General features: G+C 72.2%; 19 protein-coding genes and 1 riboswitch. Of the genes, 8 read left to right on the forward strand and 11 right to left on the reverse strand.

What is annotated here, in order from left to right; translation table 11 throughout:
* Positions 1-217: 217 nt before the first annotated feature.
* Positions 218-1,690 carry a pentapeptide repeat-containing protein gene (locus E1293_RS30825; RefSeq protein WP_165978464.1) on the reverse strand — a complete coding sequence of 491 codons (1,473 nt, stop codon included), beginning with the start codon at positions 1,688-1,690 and terminating at the stop codon, positions 218-220.
* Between the two features lie 200 nt (positions 1,691-1,890).
* Between E1293_RS30825 and E1293_RS30830 the strand changes: the two genes are divergently transcribed.
* Positions 1,891-3,975 carry an RNA degradosome polyphosphate kinase gene (locus E1293_RS30830; protein WP_132201001.1) on the forward strand — a complete coding sequence of 695 codons (2,085 nt, stop codon included), beginning with the start codon at positions 1,891-1,893 and terminating at the stop codon, positions 3,973-3,975.
* The gene (locus E1293_RS30835; RefSeq protein ID WP_132201002.1) at positions 3,968-4,843 is read left to right on the forward strand and encodes an NUDIX hydrolase; all 876 of its coding nucleotides are present in this window, start codon (positions 3,968-3,970) and stop codon (positions 4,841-4,843) included. Before E1293_RS30830 ends, E1293_RS30835 begins: the two co-directional genes overlap by 8 nt.
* On the opposite strand, the gene E1293_RS30840 is transcribed toward E1293_RS30835, so the two are convergent.
* Complete coding sequence (locus E1293_RS30840; protein ID WP_132201003.1) at positions 4,840-6,324, reverse strand: CYTH and CHAD domain-containing protein; 1,485 nt, start codon at positions 6,322-6,324, stop codon at positions 4,840-4,842. The genes E1293_RS30835 and E1293_RS30840 overlap by 4 nt on opposite strands.
* Positions 6,325-6,432: 108 nt before the next feature.
* Here E1293_RS30840 and E1293_RS30845 point away from each other — a divergent pair, with 108 nt between their 5' ends.
* Positions 6,433-7,125 (forward strand): HAD family hydrolase, encoded by a 693-nt coding sequence (locus tag E1293_RS30845; protein ID WP_207939188.1) that lies wholly within the window; start codon positions 6,433-6,435, stop codon positions 7,123-7,125.
* Position 7,126: 1 nt separating this feature from the next.
* Here the strand turns inward: E1293_RS30845 and E1293_RS30850 are convergent, their stop codons facing one another.
* Positions 7,127-7,684, reverse strand: coding sequence for a TetR/AcrR family transcriptional regulator (locus tag E1293_RS30850; RefSeq protein WP_165978465.1), 558 nt, complete (start codon positions 7,682-7,684; stop codon positions 7,127-7,129).
* Positions 7,685-7,750: 66 nt separating this feature from the next.
* Between E1293_RS30850 and E1293_RS30855 the strand changes: the two genes are divergently transcribed.
* A complete protein-coding gene (locus E1293_RS30855) occupies positions 7,751-8,149 on the forward strand; it encodes a nuclear transport factor 2 family protein (RefSeq protein WP_132201006.1) in 399 nt (132 codons plus the stop codon).
* Here the strand turns inward: E1293_RS30855 and E1293_RS30860 are convergent.
* The gene (locus E1293_RS30860; RefSeq protein ID WP_132201017.1) at positions 8,146-8,598 is read right to left on the reverse strand and encodes a GNAT family N-acetyltransferase; all 453 of its coding nucleotides are present in this window, start codon (positions 8,596-8,598) and stop codon (positions 8,146-8,148) included. The two genes, E1293_RS30855 and E1293_RS30860, sit on opposite strands and share 4 nt — an antisense overlap.
* 147 nt (positions 8,599-8,745) lie before the next feature.
* On the opposite strand from E1293_RS30860, the gene E1293_RS30865 reads away from it, so the two are divergent.
* The 3 genes from E1293_RS30865 to E1293_RS30875 all read left to right on the forward strand — a co-directional run bounded on the left by E1293_RS30865 (position 8,746) and on the right by E1293_RS30875 (position 10,162).
* Positions 8,746-9,084, forward strand: a complete 339-nt coding sequence (locus tag E1293_RS30865) for a WhiB family transcriptional regulator (RefSeq protein ID WP_132201007.1) — start codon at positions 8,746-8,748, stop codon at positions 9,082-9,084.
* 75 nt (positions 9,085-9,159) lie between these two features.
* Positions 9,160-9,546, forward strand: a complete 387-nt coding sequence (locus E1293_RS30870; protein ID WP_132201008.1) for a cupin domain-containing protein — start codon at positions 9,160-9,162, stop codon at positions 9,544-9,546.
* Position 9,547: 1 nt separating this feature from the next.
* Positions 9,548-10,162, forward strand: coding sequence for an NAD-dependent epimerase/dehydratase family protein (locus tag E1293_RS30875; protein ID WP_207939189.1), 615 nt, complete (start codon positions 9,548-9,550; stop codon positions 10,160-10,162).
* Here E1293_RS30875 and pdxR read toward each other — a convergent pair.
* Both pdxR and E1293_RS30885 read right to left on the reverse strand, forming a co-directional pair.
* Entirely contained in the window at positions 10,149-11,474 is a 1,326-nt protein-coding gene (gene pdxR / locus E1293_RS30880) for a MocR-like pyridoxine biosynthesis transcription factor PdxR (protein WP_207939190.1), read from the reverse strand. The genes E1293_RS30875 and pdxR overlap by 14 nt on opposite strands.
* An 81-nt stretch (positions 11,475-11,555) precedes the next feature.
* On the reverse strand, positions 11,556-12,485 hold the full coding sequence (locus E1293_RS30885; protein ID WP_132201010.1) for an NADPH:quinone oxidoreductase family protein: 930 nt from the start codon (positions 12,483-12,485) through the stop codon (positions 11,556-11,558).
* Between the two features lie 89 nt (positions 12,486-12,574).
* Here E1293_RS30885 and E1293_RS30890 point away from each other — a divergent pair, with 89 nt between their 5' ends.
* On the forward strand, positions 12,575-13,180 hold the full coding sequence (locus E1293_RS30890; RefSeq protein WP_132201011.1) for a rhomboid family intramembrane serine protease: 606 nt from the start codon (positions 12,575-12,577) through the stop codon (positions 13,178-13,180).
* On the opposite strand, the gene E1293_RS30895 is transcribed toward E1293_RS30890, so the two are convergent.
* From E1293_RS30895 to E1293_RS30915, 5 genes are all read right to left on the reverse strand, one after another.
* On the reverse strand, positions 13,161-13,910 hold the full coding sequence (locus E1293_RS30895) for an SDR family oxidoreductase (RefSeq protein WP_132201012.1): 750 nt from the start codon (positions 13,908-13,910) through the stop codon (positions 13,161-13,163). The genes E1293_RS30890 and E1293_RS30895 overlap by 20 nt on opposite strands.
* Positions 13,911-13,963: 53 nt before the next feature.
* Entirely contained in the window at positions 13,964-15,421 is a 1,458-nt protein-coding gene (locus tag E1293_RS30900; protein WP_132201013.1) for a hypothetical protein, read from the reverse strand.
* A gap of 70 nt (positions 15,422-15,491) precedes the next feature.
* On the reverse strand, positions 15,492-16,277 hold the full coding sequence (locus E1293_RS30905; RefSeq protein ID WP_132201014.1) for a sporulation protein: 786 nt from the start codon (positions 16,275-16,277) through the stop codon (positions 15,492-15,494).
* Between the two features lie 139 nt (positions 16,278-16,416).
* Positions 16,417-16,740 carry a DMT family transporter gene (locus tag E1293_RS30910; RefSeq protein ID WP_132201015.1) on the reverse strand — a complete coding sequence of 108 codons (324 nt, stop codon included), beginning with the start codon at positions 16,738-16,740 and terminating at the stop codon, positions 16,417-16,419.
* A gap of 31 nt (positions 16,741-16,771) precedes the next feature.
* Positions 16,772-16,834: riboswitch (guanidine-III (ykkC-III) riboswitch) on the reverse strand.
* Positions 16,835-16,869: 35 nt separating this feature from the next.
* Positions 16,870-18,204 (reverse strand): UDP-glucose dehydrogenase family protein, encoded by a 1,335-nt coding sequence (locus E1293_RS30915; protein ID WP_132201016.1) that lies wholly within the window; start codon positions 18,202-18,204, stop codon positions 16,870-16,872.
* Positions 18,205-18,282 lie beyond the last annotated feature (78 nt).

Below are 18,282 nucleotides of genomic sequence, written 5' to 3' on the forward strand. Positions count from 1 at the left end.
GCGGTCGGGGCGGCGGAGTTTCCGGGCACGGTGTTACCGGACGCGGTGCTACCGGTCACGGGGTCACCGGTCACGGGGTTACCAGTCACGGGGACGAGCGCGAGATGCGATTGGCAGTGCGGGCACTGCACCCCCGGATGGGTGTCTCTGCTCATAACAAGAATCATTACGCGAGGGTCTGACAAAACGGCCCCCGCTGCCTTTAGGGGTGGCGCCGTTATGTGTTCCGGCCGGTCAAGTGCGCGCTGCGCGCACCGTCCATCCGGCCGTCGTGCCGCAGGAATGACGCGCCGCAGCACACGAGGGCCACGATGACCGCGAGCCAGGCGACGACGCGTCCCGCCCGGAGGCCGTAGCCGCAGGTGATCCACAGGACGTGCAGGCCCGCGCGGCGCCACGGGTCGCGCTCGCCGCGCCGCCGCACCTCCAGCGCGCCGTAGCGGAAGTCCCTGGCCAGGCGGCCGCGGTCGGCGTCGGCGGTGGCGCGGGCCAGCTCCAGGTAGAGCGTCCGCAGCCGGTCGTCGTGGCGCGGGTCGCCGGTGCCGCCGGCCAGGTCCTCGGCGAGGACCGCCCGGCCTCCCGGGCGCAGCGGGCCCCGGCGGAGGGTGGTCGCGAACGAGCAGTCCCCCGTGATCCGCAAGGCGTCCGGCCGGCGCAGCCCGAGGAACCCGCAGCCGCTCAGGTCGACGTCGGCGAGCAGCAGCCGGGTCGCGTCCGCCCGCCGTAGCGAGACGAGCCGGACGGCGGCCGGGCCCGTCCGCGGGGGGAGCCCCTGGATCGGGTGGGCCAGCGACCGGACGGCGGCGGGGCCCTCGAACACGGCGTCCTCCAGGTCGAGTTCGGCGTGCCGCAGCCGGAAGTCGGCCTCCCCGTGCACGGTCGCGCCGCGCGCCGTGACGAGCCGCGCCGCCGCGTGCACCCGGAGGCCGCCGTGGACGGTCGCGTCCGCCAGCGCGATCCGGCCGCCCGCCGTCAGGGGGCCGAGCCACACGCCCTGCCGGAACCGGGTCCGCTCGAACCGGGCGTGCCGGGTCACCTGGACGCGCTTGAACGACACCGGCCCGCCGAAGCAGGCCGCCTGCATCGCGGCGTCGCGGCCGAAGCGGGCGCGGTCGAAGCAGGCCGCGCCCATGAAGACGGTCTTGCGGAACGAGGCGTCGGCGTGCCAGCGGGCCTCGCCGAAGACGGCGTCGCCGGTGAAGACGGCCTCCTCGAACGAGGTGTGCCGGTGGAAGCGCGCCTCGTGGAAGGAGACGTTGCGCCCGAACCGCGCCCCGCGGAACGAGGCGTTGCCGAAGAACCGGGCGTCGTAGAACGAGACGCCGCCGAGGAAGCAGGCGTCGTCGAAGGAGCTGTCGCCCTCGACGCAGAAGCCGCGCAGCGCCGCGTCGGACGGCAGCACCGCGCCGTCGAAGCGCGTCCGGCCGAGGTGGGGGCGCCCGTCCGGGCCGGTGACGGCGTCGAGGACGGCGTCCAGCAGCCACGACGGGACGGTGACGCCGCGCAGGTCGATGTCGGCGCCGGGGCGCAGCGCGGCCACGAACCGCTCGAACTCGCGGGGGCGCAGGTGGGCGGCGCAGCTCCCGAGCTCCCCGCCGGCGCGTCCCGTGCACCCGTAGACGGCGGTGCACCGGGGCCAGGAGACCGTCGGCGGCGCGGACGGGCGGCGAGGGGGTTCGTGTTGGGTCACGGTGTTCGTTCTACCCACGTGCGCCCGCGGCGTGAAGGTCTCCCGGTGGCCAGGTCGTTACCACCCCGCGGTCAGGCCGGACGCGGACGCGCCGCCCCGAGTGATCAGCGGGAACCGCGGGCATGATCCAAGAGTCCGATTCTTCGGCGAATCGCTCGCCAGTTCCACTGCCGTTCACCTGAGTCAGGGAAAATTCCGGCATGACCGTCAACCCAGGACATCTTCCTCAACCGTCCGAGGCGCTGCCCGATGACCGCTTCCTCGACCGGGAGGAGAGCTGGCTGAGATTCAACCAGCGCGTCCTGGAGCTGGCCGAGGACCCCGCCCTGCCGCTGCTGGAGCGCGTCCGCTTCCTGTCGATCTTCTCCAGCAACCTGGACGAGTTCTTCATGGTCCGCGTCGCCGGCCTCGCCCGCCGGATGGCGACCGGCCTGGCCGTCCAGTCCGCGAGCGGCCGGCAGCCCCGCGAGGTGCTGGAGCGCACCGGTGAGGTCGCGCACGAGCTGATGCAGCGGCAGGCGTCCTGCTTCCGGCACGGGATCGCGCCCGCGCTCGGCGACGAGGGCATCGACATCCTGCGCTGGGACGAGCTGGCCGAGACCGAGCAGGAGCGGCTGCGGCGGCTGTTCCGGGACCGGATCTACCCCGTCCTCACCCCGCTCGTCGTCGACTCCGCGCACCCGTTCCCCTACATCTCCGGCCTGTCGCTGAACCTGGCGGTGATCGTCAAGGATCCGGAGACGGACGCGACGATGTTCGCCCGGGTCAAGGTGCCGCCGCTGCTGCCGCGCTTCTTCGAGGCGTCCCCCGACCGGTTCACGCCGCTGGAGGACGTCATCGCCGCGCACCTCGGGCAGCTGTTCGTCGGGATGGAGGTGGTCGAGCACCACGCCTTCCGCGTCACCCGCAACCAGGACCTGGAGATCGACGACGACATCAGCGAGGGGCTGCTGCAGGCGCTCGAACGCGAGCTGCTGCGCCGCAGGTTCGGCCCGGTCGTCCGGCTGGAGGTCGAGGAGTCGATCTCCGAGGGCGTGCTGGAGCTGCTCACCTCCGAGCTGGCGGTGGACGAGGGGCAGATCTACCGCGTCGTCGGGCCGCTCGACCTCGGCGGGCTCTCGTCCATCGCCGATCTCGACCGGCCGGAGCTGAGGTATCCCCCTTTCGTCCCGTCCAAGGAAGCGCTGCCGGAGGATGCGAGCATCTTCAGCGCCATCCGTGAGCGGGACGTCCTCGTCCACCACCCCTACGACTCGTTCACCACGACCGTCCAGCGGCTGATCGAGGACGCCGCGACCGACCCGCGCGTCCTCGCGATCAAGCAGACGCTGTACCGGACGAGCGGCGACTCCCCGATCGTGGACGCGCTGATGAGCGCCGCCGAGGCCGGCAAGCAGGTCGTGGTCGTCGTCGAGCTGAAGGCCCGCTTCGACGAGCGCGCCAACATCGCGTGGGCGCGCAAGCTGGAGACGGCCGGCTGCCACGTCGTCTACGGGTTCGTCGGGCTGAAGACGCACTGCAAGCTCGCGCTGATCGTCCGGCAGGACGCGGACGGCCAGCTGCGCCGCTACTGCCACATCGGCACCGGCAACTACCACCCGAAGACCGCCCGCCTCTACGAGGACTTCGGGCTGCTCACCGCCGACGCCGAGGTCGGCGAGGACGTCAGCGCCCTGTTCAACCACCTCACCGGCTACTCGCGGCAGAGCTCCTACCACCGGCTGCTCGTCGCGCCGAACAACCTGCGGTCCGGGCTCGTCCAGCGGATCGAGCACGAGATCGACAACCGGCGGGCCGGGCACCCGGCGCGGGTGCGGGTCAAGTGCAACTCGCTCGTCGACGAGGTGGTCATCGACGCGCTGTACCGGGCGTCGCGGGCCGGGGTGCCGGTGGACGTCTGGGTCCGCGGCATCTGCGCGCTGCGCCCCGGCGTGCCCGGCCTGTCGGACACGATCCGGGTGCGGAGCGTCCTCGGCCGGTTCCTGGAGCACTCGCGGGTGTTCGCGTTCGAGAACGGCGGCGAGCCCGAGGTGTGGATCGGCAGCGCCGACCTGATGCACCGCAACCTGGACCGCCGCGTCGAGGCGCTCGTCACCGTCACCGACCGGGCGCAGCGCGACGACCTGCTCTCCCTGCTCGACCGGGCCATGGACGCCGGCACCCACGCGTGGACGCTGGACGGCGCCGGCACCTGGACGCGGAACACCGCCCGTCCGGGTGAGACCATGCAGGACATCCAGACCCACCTGGTCAAGAGCCGCAGGTGGAGGACGGTCGATGGCTGAGCCGACGATCCGGGCGGCCGGCGCGCTGCTGTGGCGGGACGGCCCCGAGTTCGCGGTGATCCACCGGCCGCGCTACGACGACTGGTCGTTTCCCAAGGGCAAGATCGACCCGGGCGAGCATGTGCTGCGGGCCGCCGTCCGGGAGATCGAGGAGGAGACGGGGATCGTCCCGCGCCTGGGGCGCCGCCTGCCGACCTGCACGTATCCGGTCGGGGAGCGGACGAAGCGGGTCGAGTACTGGGCCGCGCGTCCCGTCGCCGAGAGCGCGTTCACGCCCAACGACGAGGTCGACGAACTGGTCTGGCTGCCGGCCGGGGAGGCGGAGGCCAGGCTCAGTTACGCGCACGACGTCGACCTGTTGCGCGAGTTCCTGCGCGGGCCGCTGCACACCGCGCCGCTCGTGATCCTGCGGCACGCGAGCGCGGGGGAGAAGCACGCCTGGCGCGACGCCGACGAGCTGCGCCCCCTGGACGCGACCGGGCGCGCCGAGGCGGCCGACCTGGCCGGACTTCTGCACTGCTACGGGATCCTGCGCCCGGTCAGCTCGGCGACGGCGCGCTGCCTGGAGACCGTGCTTCCGTATGCGCGGCTGATCCGGGCGTCCGTGCGGACGGACGCGGCCTTCACGGTCGGCGACACCAGCCCGGAGCAGGCCGTGGAGCGGCTGCTCGGCTCCGCCGGCGCCCCCATGGTGGTGAGCACCCACGGCGAAATCGTCTCCGCACTCGTCACCGGGCTGTGCAAAGCATTCGGCGAGAAGGTGCCCGACGACCCGAGCCTGCGCAAAGGCGAATTCTGGACGGCGCACCTGACCGGCCGCTCAATGGCCGCCCTGGAACGCCACAGCCCTCGAACGACACAGCCCTAGAAGGACGGGCCCAGCGTCCGGGACCAGGTAGTCGACAGAAGGTTCTTCGCCTTCTCGGCCTCGCACTGCTCGTTTCCGTAGAGCACACCGAGCGCGAACGCCTCTTCGGTCGTCCGCGCGCTCTTTCCGGCCGCGTCGAGGTGCTGCATCGCGATCACGCTGTCCTGGTGGTCGCCGAGCACCCCCTGGATGCGCTTGGCGTCCCCGACCACCCGCTTCGCCGCCGCACCCAGCACCGGGACCGCCAGTTCGGCCGCGTACCGGGCGCGCTTGGCCGCCTTGCGGGTCTCGTGCCGCGCGGTGTCGGGGTCGCCGGACGTCTTGATCGACGCGTAGTCCTTCGCCATCCGCTCCCATGCGCGCGTGACGAATCCGGGCAGTTCCTTGCGGGCCTTCTTCTCGGCCGCGGCGCTGAACGGCGGATCGGCGACCAGCCTGTCGAGGTCGTCGAGGAGCGTGAAATACCGCTGCTCCTTGAGGCCCGCGTTCAGGCGCCGGTAGGCCGCCTTCTCCTGGCTTTCGAGGTCGTCCAGCAGAAAGGCGGGCGCACCCTGGAAGCGCATGCGCAGCACCTCAAGGTCGCGCACTTCTCCGAGCGCCTGCGCCAGCCACCGCAGCTCCGGCCCGAGCTGCGCGGTCCGGACGTCGTCGAGGACGGGCCGGTAGCAGCGCAGGGTGCTGCGCGTCCGGCGCACGGCCACCCGCATCCGGTGGACGGCGTCGTCCTCGCCCATCCGCGCGTCCGGGTCGAACCGGATGACCGCGTCGGCCTGCTCGGCGAGGTAGGCCAGCACCACCTCCCCGATCGTGATCGACGGCGCCTTCCCGTTGCTGGTGGCGGCCGTGATCCGCGACCTGGCCGCGGTCCGCCGCGCCGCCGCCTCCGCGGGCACGGTGCCGAGGAGCCGGCCGAGCTTGGACGACGACTTGGCCTTCTTCGCGCCCGCCTTCCGGAGCCGCTTCCCGGTCGACTTGAGCAGTTCCGGCGCCCCGCTGCCGAGCTCGACCTCGATCTCCCGCCATCGCTCCGGCTCGGCGTCGCCGCCCTGGCCGGTCACCAGGTCGTCGGCGACCTCGGCCAGCACTTCGCCGTCGGCGTCGAGCAGCCGCACCACCGTCCTGCGGGTCTGGAGCGTCGCGACGGGACTCAGCTCCGTCCCCCGCGTGTGCGCCGCGACCAGGCCCGCCAGCAGCGCCGGGACGATCAGCGGCCGCCCCAGCGGCGCCCTGACCTCCTGCTTGCCGTCCGGCCCGGCGGGCAGCTTCAGATGCCAGCCCGCGTCCGTCCCGCCCCGCCGCCGGCGCAGCGTGATCCTGGCGGCGGCGAGCCGCAGGCCGGGGGTGTCGAAATAGGTGGCGTGCAGCTCGTGGACCTCGGGCTCCCCGACCGACGCCACGCCCGGCAGCCCGTCCAGGTCCGGCAGGACGAACCCGGCGGCGGCGTCGTACTTCTGCTCGATCTCCAGATGCCTTTCGGCCACGCTCTGCTCCCTCGCGACGCTCGACAAACAGCACGCACACCCAGGTAACAAGCATTTCACGCCAAGATGAACGGAAACAGAAACCTTGCGGACGCCTACGATCTACGGGTGCGGACCTTGGTGCTCTGGGACATCGACCACACGCTGATCAACGCCGGCGGCGTCAGCGCCGAGATCTACGGGACGGTCTTCCACCGCCTCATCGGCCGCCCGCCCGGCGCGATCGCCCCCATGGCCGGGCGCACCGACCGCGCCATCACCACCGACACCCTCCGCCACCACGGCATCGAGCCGACCGCGGACCTCCTGGCGTCCTTCACGACGGCCCTGGCCGAGTCGTTCGCGGCCCGCGCCCACGAGTTCCCGTCGCGCGGCCACGTCCTGCCGGGCGCCCACGCCGCCCTGAAGGCCCTGGCCGCCCGCCCCGACGTGATCCAGTCGGCGCTGACCGGGAACATGGCGCAGATCGCGATCATCAAGCTGACCGCCTTCGGGCTGGCCGGCCTCTTCGACCTGGACGCCGGCGCCTACGGCATGGACGGCGTCGAGCGCCCGCCCCTGGTGGCCCTGGCCCAGCAGCGCGCGTCCCGCAAGTACGGCGAGGAGTTCACCCCGTCCAACACCGTCCTGATCGGCGACACCCCGCACGACGTCCGCGCCGGCCACGAAGGCGGCGCCCGCGTGGTCGCCGTCGCGACCGGCGCCACCTCTGCCTCCGACCTCCGCCTCTCGGGCGCCGAGGTGGTCCTCGCCGACCTGACCGACACCCCCGGCGTCCTCCGGGCGATCCTGCACGCCTGATCTACCGCGCCAGGACGGCTCGGCAGGTGGTGGTGATCAGGTCGTCCACGGACGCGGGCGGCGGACGCTTGGCGAGGAGGTGCCGGCGTACGGCGCCATAGGGGACGTCGACCAGGGCGAAGAGAACACGATCGTGGTCGAGGCCGTTTCGCTCGGCGTATCCGGTCAGTGCATCCGCGACCTGGGAATTCAACGTTTCCAGGTCTTCCGCGAGTTCACCTGGCCAGGCGGCGGCGAGGTCCCCGCGGCGGTGAAGCAGCAGCACCGCTGCCTCGTCCGGATGCAGGCGGCACCAGCGGGGAGCGTGAAGGGCGGCCGCTTCCACATCATCGCTGGTCAAGGCCCGGACGAAGTCTTCCTGGAAGCGGCGTACGCAGCGGGTCCACAGGGTGGCGAGCAGCAGGTCGCGGGAGCCGAACCGGTGGTAGAGGGAGCCGGACGGGGCACCCAGGCGGTCGGCGATGGCGGCGATCGTCGCGGCGGCGGGGCCGTGCTCGGCGGTCACGGCCAGGGCCGCGTCGAGGATCCGGTCCTCGCCGAACTTGGGCGGTCTTCCCACGTGGTGCCCTTCGATGGTAGTAGTGGAGACATTCTAGAACACATCCTCTAAAAGAAGGAGACCGGCATGGAGACAGCGTCCGACCGGGTCCGGGGGTTCTATGCCGCCACTCAGGCGGCGGATGCGGCGGCGATCCTCGCGCTCCTGCATCCGGACTTCGAGGCGCACACGGCGCCTGGGCTGCCGTGTGGTGCGGGCGGCCTGTTCCACGGGCCCGAGGAGACTCTCAAGAACGTGTGGGGTGCGGTCTTCATGGAGTTCGACACGGCCCCCTACGACGAGACGTGGCATGAGACCGCCGATGGGCTCGTCGTCGTGACCGGGCACTACCGGGGGAGCGCGCGGTCCACCGGGCGCGCCCACGAGGCCGAGTTCGTGCACCTGTGGCGCGTCACGGACGGCAGGATCTCGTGGTTGCACCAGTACACCGACACCGCCCGCTGGCAGGACGCCCTGGCCTCTTAGGGCAGGTGGTACTTCATGCCCATGTGGGACGGGCGGAAGCCGATCTTCTGGTAGAAGCGGATCGCGTCCGGGCGCTGCCGGTCGGTGGTGAGCTGGACGACGCGGCAGCCGCGCTCGCGGGCCCGGTCGATCGCCCAGGTGATCATCGCCTGGCCGAGGCCGGCGCCGCGCTGCTCGGCGGCGATGCGGACGCCCTCGATCTGGGCGCGCTCGCCGCCGGTGTAGGTGAGGCCGGGGATGAAGGTCAGCTGGAGCGTGCCGGCGACCGCGCCGCCGGCGTCGGCGACGACCAGGGTGTTGTTGGGGTCCTTGTCGATCGCGGCGAAGGCGGCGACGTAGGCCTCCGGGATCTCCTCCGCCAGTGTTTCGCGCGTTGCGCCAAGGGGATCGTCGGCGAGTAGCCGGACGATCTGGGGCAGATCGTCCGCGGTCGCCTCGCGGAAGGTCACTTCTTGATCACTCTGCACACTCCCAGGTTATCGGGACGCTAGGTTGCAACGTTCACGCATGTCTTGTAGTACTACGGGTTGTAGTACTACGCTGAGTGGAGACCACCCCTACTGCACGGTGGTCTCGTCGCCGCGCAGGGAGAACCGATGCACCACAACGAGAACGACGAGAACGAGGAACACTGGACCGACCACGCCATCTGCCGCGGCGCCGATCCCGACCTGTTCTTCCCGATCGGCTACTCCGCGCCGGTGCTCCAGGCGCAGGAGGACGCGGCCAAGGCGATCTGCGCCAACTGCCCGGTGAAGGCCGACTGCCTCGCCTGGGCGCTCAAGGTCGGTGAGCCCGACGGCGTCTGGGGCGGGACGACCCCGGAGGAGCGCCGCTACCTGCGCCGGACGGCCGACGCCCCCGCGCGGCGCCCGCTGCCCGTCATCGTGGTGCGCGGCGACGCGTCCGAGTCCGAGCACGCCTCCGCCGCCTGACCCTCGAACCGGTCCAATGAAGAGGCCGTGAAGTGGTCTACTTCATTGAACCGGTCGCCGACTAGCGTCGGCCGCATGTCCAACCTCACGACCCTGATGCACCAGATCCCGCCGTTCATCCCGGCGGGCGCCGAGGCCATGACCGCCACGGTCGAGCTGCCGCCCGGCGACCCGGGCACACCGCCGCACCGGCATTCGGGACCGGTCTTCGGCTACCTGCTCGAAGGCGAGATGGTCTTCGAGCTGGAGGGCGAGCCCGAGCGGGTGATCAGGGCCGGCGAGGCGTTCTGGGAGCCCGGCGGCGACGTCGTCCACTACCAGGCCGCCAACAACCTCGCCGACGCCTGGACGCGCTTCGTCATCGTCATGCTGGGCGTCCCCGGCGAACCGATGCTGACCCTCGTCGACGCGGAAGAGCTGCGCGCCCGCAGCGACCGCCGCGCCCCGCGACCGGGGGCCTGACGTGCACGTCCTCCTCGCCGGCGCGACCGGCACGCGCAACCTGGTGGACGCGGCCCTCGCCGCCGGCGTCCGGCGCATCGTCGCGCAGAGCATCGCCTGGGCCTACGAGGGCGGACCGGACCCGGCCGACGAGAGCACCCCGCTCGACCTGGACGCGCCCGCCTCGCGCAAGACGACCGTCGATGGCGTGCTGGCCCTGGAGAACGCGGTACGTGAACTGCCCGAGTGGGTGGTGCTGCGCTACGGCCTGCTCTACGGGCCGGACACCTGGTACACGCCGGGCGGGCTCATGGCGACCGCCGCCCACGCGGGGACGCTGGCCGCCGATGACGACGTCAGCAGCTTCGTCCACGCTGACGACGCCGCCACCGCCGCCGTGCAGGCCCTCGGCTGGCCGTCCGGCGCGACGGTCAACGTCGTCGACGACGAGCCCGCCGCAGCCCGCGAGTGGGTCCCCGCCTTCTGCAAGGCCGTAGGCGCACCACCACCCGCGAGAACGGCCCCAGGCGCCCGCACCCCCTGGGCGAGAGGCGCCGACAACCGCTACGCGCGCAAGCACTTGGCCTGGCACCCAACACACCCCACATGGCGCACGGGGCTGGCTAGGTGTTGGTGAGGTCGGAGAGGGCGGCCAGCGCTTGCGTCCAGGCGTGCGGGGGCGGGGTGGCGTAGCCGATCACCAGTGCGGCGCGCCGTTCGGGGGCGGGCTCGTGCCAGTAACCGTCGTTGTGCAGGCCGTGCAGCCGGACACCGGCGTAGCGGCCGGTGTCCACGAGCCGCCGCTCCTCCTCGGCCGACGCGACCGGCAGCAGGGCGTGCAGGCCCGCGGCCACCCCCTCCAGCGGACGCCGGAGCCGGTCCGCCAGTTCCGCGCGCCGCCGCCGGTAGACCAGGCGGGCCCGGCGGATGTGCCGGTCGTAGTCGCCGCGCTCCAGCAGATCGGCGAAGGCGAGCTGGTCGACGGCGGGCACCGCGGCGCCGAGCTGCGCCTGGGCGGTCAGCACCGGACCGCGCAGCGCCGGGGGCACGACGAGCCAGCCGAGGCGCATGCCCGGAGCCAGCGACTTGCTCGCGCTCCCGGCGAAGACCACCCGGTCGGGGGCCAGCGCCTGCATCGCTCCGACCGGCTGGCGGCCGTAGCGGAACTCGGCGTCGTAGTCGTCCTCGACGAGGTAGCCGTCCCGCCGCCGCGCCCATTCCGTGAACGCCGTCCGGCGGTCCGGGGTCAGCACCACGCCGCAGGGGAACTGGTGGGCCGGGGTGAGGAGGACGGTGCCCGTTCGCGCGGTCAGGTCTGCGGGATCGGCGCCTTCCGGGCCTACCTGGAGGGGCGCGACGTCCAGCCCGGCCGCCCGCAGCAGGTCCCGATGCCGTGGCAGGCCCGGGTCCTCGGTGGCGGCGCATCCGATCCCCATGTCGCGGAGTGCCCGGCCGAGGATCGCCAGGCCGTGCGCGAACCCGGCCGTCACCACCACCGCATCGGCGCCGGCCCGGACGCCGCGCGTCCGGGCGACATAGCCGGCGATCGCCGACCGCAGCGCGGCCGATCCGCCGCCCTCCTCGTAGTCCCACGCCCGCGGGTCGGCCGACGCCAGTGCCCGCCGCACCGCGGAGGCCCACACCGTCCGGGGGAACGAGCTGAGATCCGGGCGGCCCGGCCGAAGATCGATGCCACCGCCGGGACGCCGCGGCCGCTGCTCAGGTCGCGGGTCGGCCGCCACCGTCCCGACATCGGCAACACGCGTGCCCGACCCGCGGGTCCCCGTCAGCCATCCCTCCGCCGTCAGCTGGGCGTAGACCTGGACGACCGTCCCGCGGGCCACGCCCAGGTCGGCCGCGAGGCTCCGGCTTCCGGGCAGCCGGGTGCCGGCGGCGAAACGCCCGGACCGGACGGCCTCGCGGAGCGCCTCCTCCAGGGCCCGGCCCACGCCGCCTCCCCGCCTCACGTCGAGGTGCAGATCGAGACCGGGTGCGCGACCTTCCGTCATGATCCCCACCCAACACGATGGCTAGGGGAGCAGGGCCACCTTGCCCACGACCCGGCGGTTCAGCAGGTCGTCCATGACCTGCGCCGCCGATGCCAGGGGCTCCGTCCGGGGCGCGACCGGGGCCAGGTCGCCCTTCGCCACCATGCCGAGGAGTTCGTCCAGCAGGACGCGCTGGTCGAGCGGGTTCGCCATCGACCAGGCGCCCCAGTCGACGCCGGCGACCGTCCGGTTGCGCAGCAGGACCTGGTTCAGCGGGAGGGACGGGATGTCCCCCGACGCGAAACCGATCACGACGTAACGGCCCCGCTCGCGCAGTGCGCGCAGGGCGGGGTCGGCGAGCGCGCCGCCGACCGGGTCGTACACCACGTCCACGCCGCCGTCCGACCAGGCGCGGGCGGCCGTCTTGACGTCGTCGGCGCTGTTCAGCGTCTCGTCCGCGCCTGCCGCACGGGCGGCCTCCTGCTTCGCCTCGGTCGACGCCACCGCCAGGACACGGGCGCCCAGCGTCCGCGCCACCTGGACGGCCGCCAGGCCCACACCGCCGCCCGCGCCGAGGATGAGCACCGTCTCGCCCAGACGCACGCCCGCGCGGTCGCGCAGGGCGAACAGGGCCGTGCTGAAGCTCTGCGTGAAGGTCGCGGCGCGCGGAAAGTCCAGTTCGTCCGGGATCGGGACGGCCGACGCCTCCGCAACGGCCACCTGGGAGGCGAATCCGCCCAGCCCGCACATCACGAGCACGCGCTCCCCGGACGGAAGCGTCCCCGCCACCTCGCTGCCCGGGACGAACGGCAGCGGCGGCTTGATCTGGTACCGCCCCTGGACGAAGAGGGCGTCGACGTAGTTGACCCCCGCCGCCTCCACCGTGACGAGCACCTGACCAGGCCCCGGGACGGGCGGCGGGGCCTCCGTCACGACGACGGAGCCGAGTTCCTCGCAGATCGCAGCGCGCATCCGCCCACTATGCCGGAACCGTCCGATGGCACCATCGGGCCGTCCCGCCCGTTGGCAATTCAGGGACGTCCAGACTTACGGTGGCTGCCATGAGCTATTCGCCCGACCGGCAACGTTCCGAGGGGCTCGCCAAGCACGGCGCCCGCGCGCTGTCGTCGGCGGTCCTGATCCTGTCCGTGACCGCGGTGATGTGGGTCCTGGAAGGGTTCGACTACACCACCGACGGATGGCTCGACCGGTTCGGGATCCAGCCGCGCGACGTCGGCGACCTCCCGGACATCTTCACCGCGCCGTTCATGCACGCCGGGTTCGGGCACCTGATGGCCAACACGATCCCGTTCCTGGTCCTCGGGTTCGTCGCGGCGGCGCGCGGCATCGCGAAGTTCCTGGTCGCCAGCCTGATCATCATCGTGGTCGGCGGGCTCGGGGTGTGGTTCCTCAGCTCCGCGAACACGCTCGGCTCCAGCATCCTGATCTTCGGGTTCTTCGGCTACCTGGTCGGACGCGGGATCTTCGAGCGCCGGGCGCTCGACATCGTGATCGCGGTCGCCGTCGTCGCCGTCTACGGGACGATGCTGCTCGGCGTCATCCCGAACGACCCCACCATCTCGTGGCAGGGCCACCTGTTCGGCCTGATCGGCGGCGTCCTCGCCTCCTGGTTCCTGCGCAGAGAGGTCAGTTCGGGCGGACGGTGACCTCTGAGATGACCGCGTCGCGAGGCGTCTCCAGGGCGGCGACCAGGACACGCGCCACGGTGCCGGGGGCGGCGAAGTCGTCCTCCGCGTAGGCGTGGCCCTCCTGGGCGCGGATGCTGCGCTGCATCTCCGTCGCCGTCCGCCCCGGGTAGACGGTCGTGACGCGCAAGGACGACTCCTCCGCGCGCAGTGAATCGGCTAGGGCGCGCAGACCGAACTTGCTCGCCGCGTACGCCGACCACTCGGGGTTGGCGCGCAGCCCGGCCGTCGAGTTGACGAAGACGACGTGGCCCTCGGCGGCGCGCAGCGCGGGCAGCAGCAGCCGCGTCAGCTCGGCCGCCGACACCAGGTTGACCGACAGGTGCTCCATCCATTCGTCGGCCTCCAGCTGCGCGACCGGCCCGAGATGCACCATGCCCGCCGCGTGGACGACGCCGTCCAGCCGCGCCGGGACCCCGGCCATCGCCAGGGCCGCCTCGATGCGCCGCGGCGTCGTCAGGTCCAGCGGAATCGTCGTGACGGGCGCCGACCGCGGCGGCGAGGCCACCGCGCCCGGGTTGATGACCTGCGTCGCGGCGTGCGCGGTGCCGCCGCGCAGCGTCCCGGCGAGCGTGTCCAGCCGCTCGGCGGAGCGGCCCGTCAGGATGAGGTCGTGCCCGCGCTCGCGCAGCAGCTCGGCCACCGCCGTGCCGATGCCGCCCGTCGCCCCCGTGATCAGATACGTGCCCATGGCGCCCCATTCTCGTCGATCCCGTCACCTTGGTGGACGCGGGGGGACGGCCGTCAGTTCGGCCGCAGCACCCGGGTCGCGCCGGCGATCAGCGCCGTCACCAGCACCCAGCCGGTCGCGACGAGCCCGTAGGCCACCCAGCGGGACCAGTTCACCGCGTCGTAGGACAGCTGCTGCCCGAACGTGTCGAGCGGGATCAGCAGGTCCAGCGAGTAGATCAGCGCGTGGAACGACGGCAGCTCCTCCGGCGGCTTGACCGGGCGCGGACGCTCGATCGAGAACACCACCGTCCCGGCCGCCAGCAGCACGCCGAACCACGCGAACGCCAGCCACGGCCGGAAACCGAACCCGACCGTCCAGTCGAGCAGGTGGCTCCACGCCTTCCCGACCGGGTTCAGCCCGCGGCGGCGCGCCCGCAGCTTCGCGAGCTGCACCTTGCGGGCCAGGTCGTCGTGGCCGATGGAGTGGTACCAGGCGGCGAGCTGCTCGTACGGCTGGAGATGGAACTCCTTGTCCCGCGCCACCCAGCTGAGCCGGTCCTTGAACTCGCCGCCGCGCAGCGTCTGGTACGTCATGCCGTTCAGGTACAGCTCGTCCGGCCAGATGTCCGGATGGTCCATGAGCAGGTCGATCCGGGAGTACGACAGCGACACCCGGCCCCGGATCTTCTCCTCCGGCCACAGCAGCAGCTCGTCCGCCTGGATGTGGCTGGCGTGCAGCGCCATCCGCTCCGGATCGGTGGAGTCGAGGAGGCCCCTGGAGAACGACAGGATGCCGTTGAAGCGGGCGCTGCGCAGCCGGACGGTGCCGCGCGCGGTGAAGCCGTTGCTGAACTCGCAGGTGTCCTCGACGACCATGTTCTGCGCGTCGAGGGCGAGGCGGCCCGGGTTGGCGAGCGTGGTGCGCTCCATGAACAGGCCGCCGTTCATCTTCGCCCCGGACAGCCGCACCCCGCCGGTGATCTCCGCGTCCCGGATGAACGCGCCGGCGTCCACCACGAGGGCGCCCGCCCCGATCGCCCAGTGCTCCGGCGAGGGTGCGGTGACGCGGACGCGGTTCATCCGCAGGCCGCCGCTGATCTGCGCCCGCATTAGCTTCACCTCCCCGTCGATCCGGGACCCGGACATGCTGAGGAAGCCGTCCGCGCGCAGGCCGCCGCCGTCGAAGCCGGGCATCCGGCAGTCGGCGAACCGGAGCTGGCGGGTCTCGGTGTTGGCGAAGACCGGCCCCTCGACGAGCCGGCACTCCGCCAGGAGGAGCTCGTGCTCGACGATGCCGCCGGAGACGTCCAGCGTCCCGGTGATGTAGGCGCCGCGGAGCCGGACGGCCGCGACCGCCCCTGTCCGGGGCTCGCACGCCCCGAGCAGCAGCCGGGTGAGGATCTCGGCGCGGACGATGCGCTCGGGCAGCGGGCCGGCGGGCAGGCCGTCGCCGAGCACGACGGCCGAGCCGGTGGGAAAGGCGTTCCAGAGACGCCGTTCGGCGTCGTTCAGACCGGGGGGCTGGGGCACGGAACCTCTTTCTACGCGGAAATCCCCTCCACGATCAACATCGCGGAGGGGACCCTTTCGCCCGGCGTGCCTAGAAGAAGCCGCGGCGGCGGCCCGCGTCCTGCAGGAAGCCGTCGAGCTGCCGCTCCCAGTCGGTGTGCTCGACGCTCGCGTAGTCGACGGTGAACCGGCTGAACGCGTCGTGCCCCTCGGTGAACACGCCGCCGCGCTTGTCGAGCTCCAGCACGACCTCCATCGACTGCGGGGCCGACACGAACGTCACCTCGAGCTGTTTGATGCCGCGCGCGTACTGCCCCGGAGGATAGAACTCGATCTCCTGGTAGAAGGGCAGGTCCTGGTGGACGCCCCAGATGCGGCCCTTCTCGCAGTCGGCGTTGCGGAACTGGAAGCCGAGGTTGGAGAAGGCCGCGAGGATGCGCTCCTGCGCGGGCAGCGGGTGGACGGCGATCGGGTCGAGGTCGCCCGGGTCGAGCGCGCCCGCGACCTCCAGCTCCGTCGCGATCCCGACCGTCGTGCCGTGCAGCGCGCGCCCGTACATGTGGGTGAGCGGCGCCTCCCACGGGATCGCGAACTGGAACGGGACGCTGTGCCGCGCGCCCTCCTGCAGGCTGAACCCGCCCGCGACGGGCATCTTGGCGTACTCCAGGTTCGAGGAGTACTCGTTGTCGCCCGACTCGACCTCGACCTTCGTGCGCAGGGCGAGGTTCACCGACTTGATGTCGGAGTTGAACTGGCCGCCGATGATGGTGACCTCACCGGTGACGACACCGCCGGGCAGCGTGTTCGGGTCGTGCAGGATCGTTTCGATCGAGGGGCCGCCGATGCCCATCGCCTGACGCAGCTTCTTGAAGACCAAGGTCCGTCCTCCCGTGTTCGAGCGGTGTTCGAGCCGTGTTCGAGCGACGCCCCGCGCTCACGTCCATAGACGTTGTGATGGGAGATTACGTTCCTGCCAACTCGGCTGACCTGCGTGGTCGATGACCGCTCCTGGCCTTTCAGTGGCCGCCTCCGGCGAGGTTCAGGCCGACGACCCCGGCGACGATGAACGCCAGCGCGATGATGCGGGCCGCGGAGACTTCGTCGCCCATGAGGAGCATGCCCAGGACGGCCGTCCCGACGGCCCCGATGCCGACCCAGACCGCGTAGGCGGTGCCGACCTCAAGGTTCTTCAGCGCGATGGTGAGAAGGCCGAAGCTCACTACGGCGAACACGACGAAACCGGCCGACTGGAGCGGCTGGGTGAAGCCCTTGCTGGCCTTCAGGCACAGGGCCATCGCGACCTCGAAGAGGCCGGCGACGATGACGAGGATCCAGGCCATGGTTCTACTCCCGGTACGAGACGGAACACTGTCCGCGTCGTCTTCGCCTGCCGGGTACGGCGCACCTCGTCCGGGAGGACCTCCGGCCCTCGTCTTCGTCAACGGCCCCCTGGCCCGGGATGTTCCCCGCTAGGAGCGGCCCAGGGCGCGGTACTCCCAGCCCGCTCGCCGCCATTGGACGGCGTCGAGCGCGTGCCGTCCGTCCACGACGCGTTTGTGCCGGACGACGCCGGCCAGCGCCTCCGGGTCGACCTCCCGGAAGTCCGACCACTCGGTCAGCAGGACGACGACGTCGGCGTCCTGCGCGACGTCGAACGCGCTGTCGCCGTACCGCAGCTGGGGGAACGCCTGGCGGGCGTTGCCGAGCGCCGCCGGGTCGTAGATCCGGACGTCGCCGCCCAAATCGTGCATCGTGCTCGCCACGTCCAGCGCGGGCGCGTCGCGGATGTCGTCGGAGTTGGGCTTGAAGGCCGCGCCCCACGCGGCGATGCGCTTGCCGGCGAAGTCGCCGCCGAGCAGTTCCCGGACGAGGTCGACGGTGCGGGCCCGGCGGCGCCGGTTGATGTCGTCCACCTGGCGGAGGAACGACACGGCCTGGCCGACGCCGATCTCCTCGGCGCGGTGCGCGAACGCTCGGATGTCCTTGGGCAGGCAGCCGCCGCCGAAGCCGAGGCCGGGCTTGAGGAACTTGCCGCCGATCCGGTCGTCCAGCGCCAGCGAGTCGGCGAGGTCCTTGACGTCGGCGCCGACGGCCTCGCACACCTCGGCCATCGCGTTGATGTAGGAGATCTTGGTGGCGAGGAAGGAGTTGGCGGCGACCTTGACCAGTTCGGCGGTGGCGAGGTCGGTGCGGACCACCGGGGTGCCGAGGTCGAGGACGGGCTTGAACGCTTTGCGGAGCATCTCGTCCGCCCAGTCGGAGGCGACGCCGAACACGAGCCGGTCGGGACGCAGCGTGTCGTCCACGGCGAAGCCTTCGCGCAGGAACTCGGGGTTCCATGCCAGCTCGACGTCGGTCCCGGCGGGCGCGAGGTCCTGGACGAGCCCGGTGAGCTGCGCGGCCGTCCCGACCGGCACCGTGGACTTGCCGACGACGAGGGCGCGGCGGCGCAGGTGGGGGGCCAGGGAGCGGACGGCGGCGTCGACGTGGCTGAGGTCGGCGGCGTCCGAGCCGGCCTGCTGCGGCGTCCCCACGCACAGGAAGTGCACGTCGCCGAACGCGCCGGCCTCCGCGAAGGAGGTGGTGAACCGGAGCCGGCCCGAGTCGAGCGCCTTGGTGAGCAGCTCCGGCAGCCCGGGCTCGAAGATCGGGACCTCGCCGGACGCCAGCCGGTCGATCTTGCGCCGGTCGACGTCCACGCCGAGGACCTCGTAGCCGAGCACGGCCATGCAGATCGCGTGCGTGGCACCGAGGTACCCGGTCCCGACGACCGTCAGCCTCGGGCCCGCCGTCTCCTGCTCCATGCGCACCTCCTCGTGCACCGGTTGGTTTCGCGCCCGCTCGATCTTGCCACCACGGATGGGGCGCGTGTGGGCGGGTGG

The organism is Actinomadura darangshiensis (assembly GCF_004349235.1).
Taxonomy (GTDB): domain Bacteria; phylum Actinomycetota; class Actinomycetes; order Streptosporangiales; family Streptosporangiaceae; genus Spirillospora; species Spirillospora darangshiensis.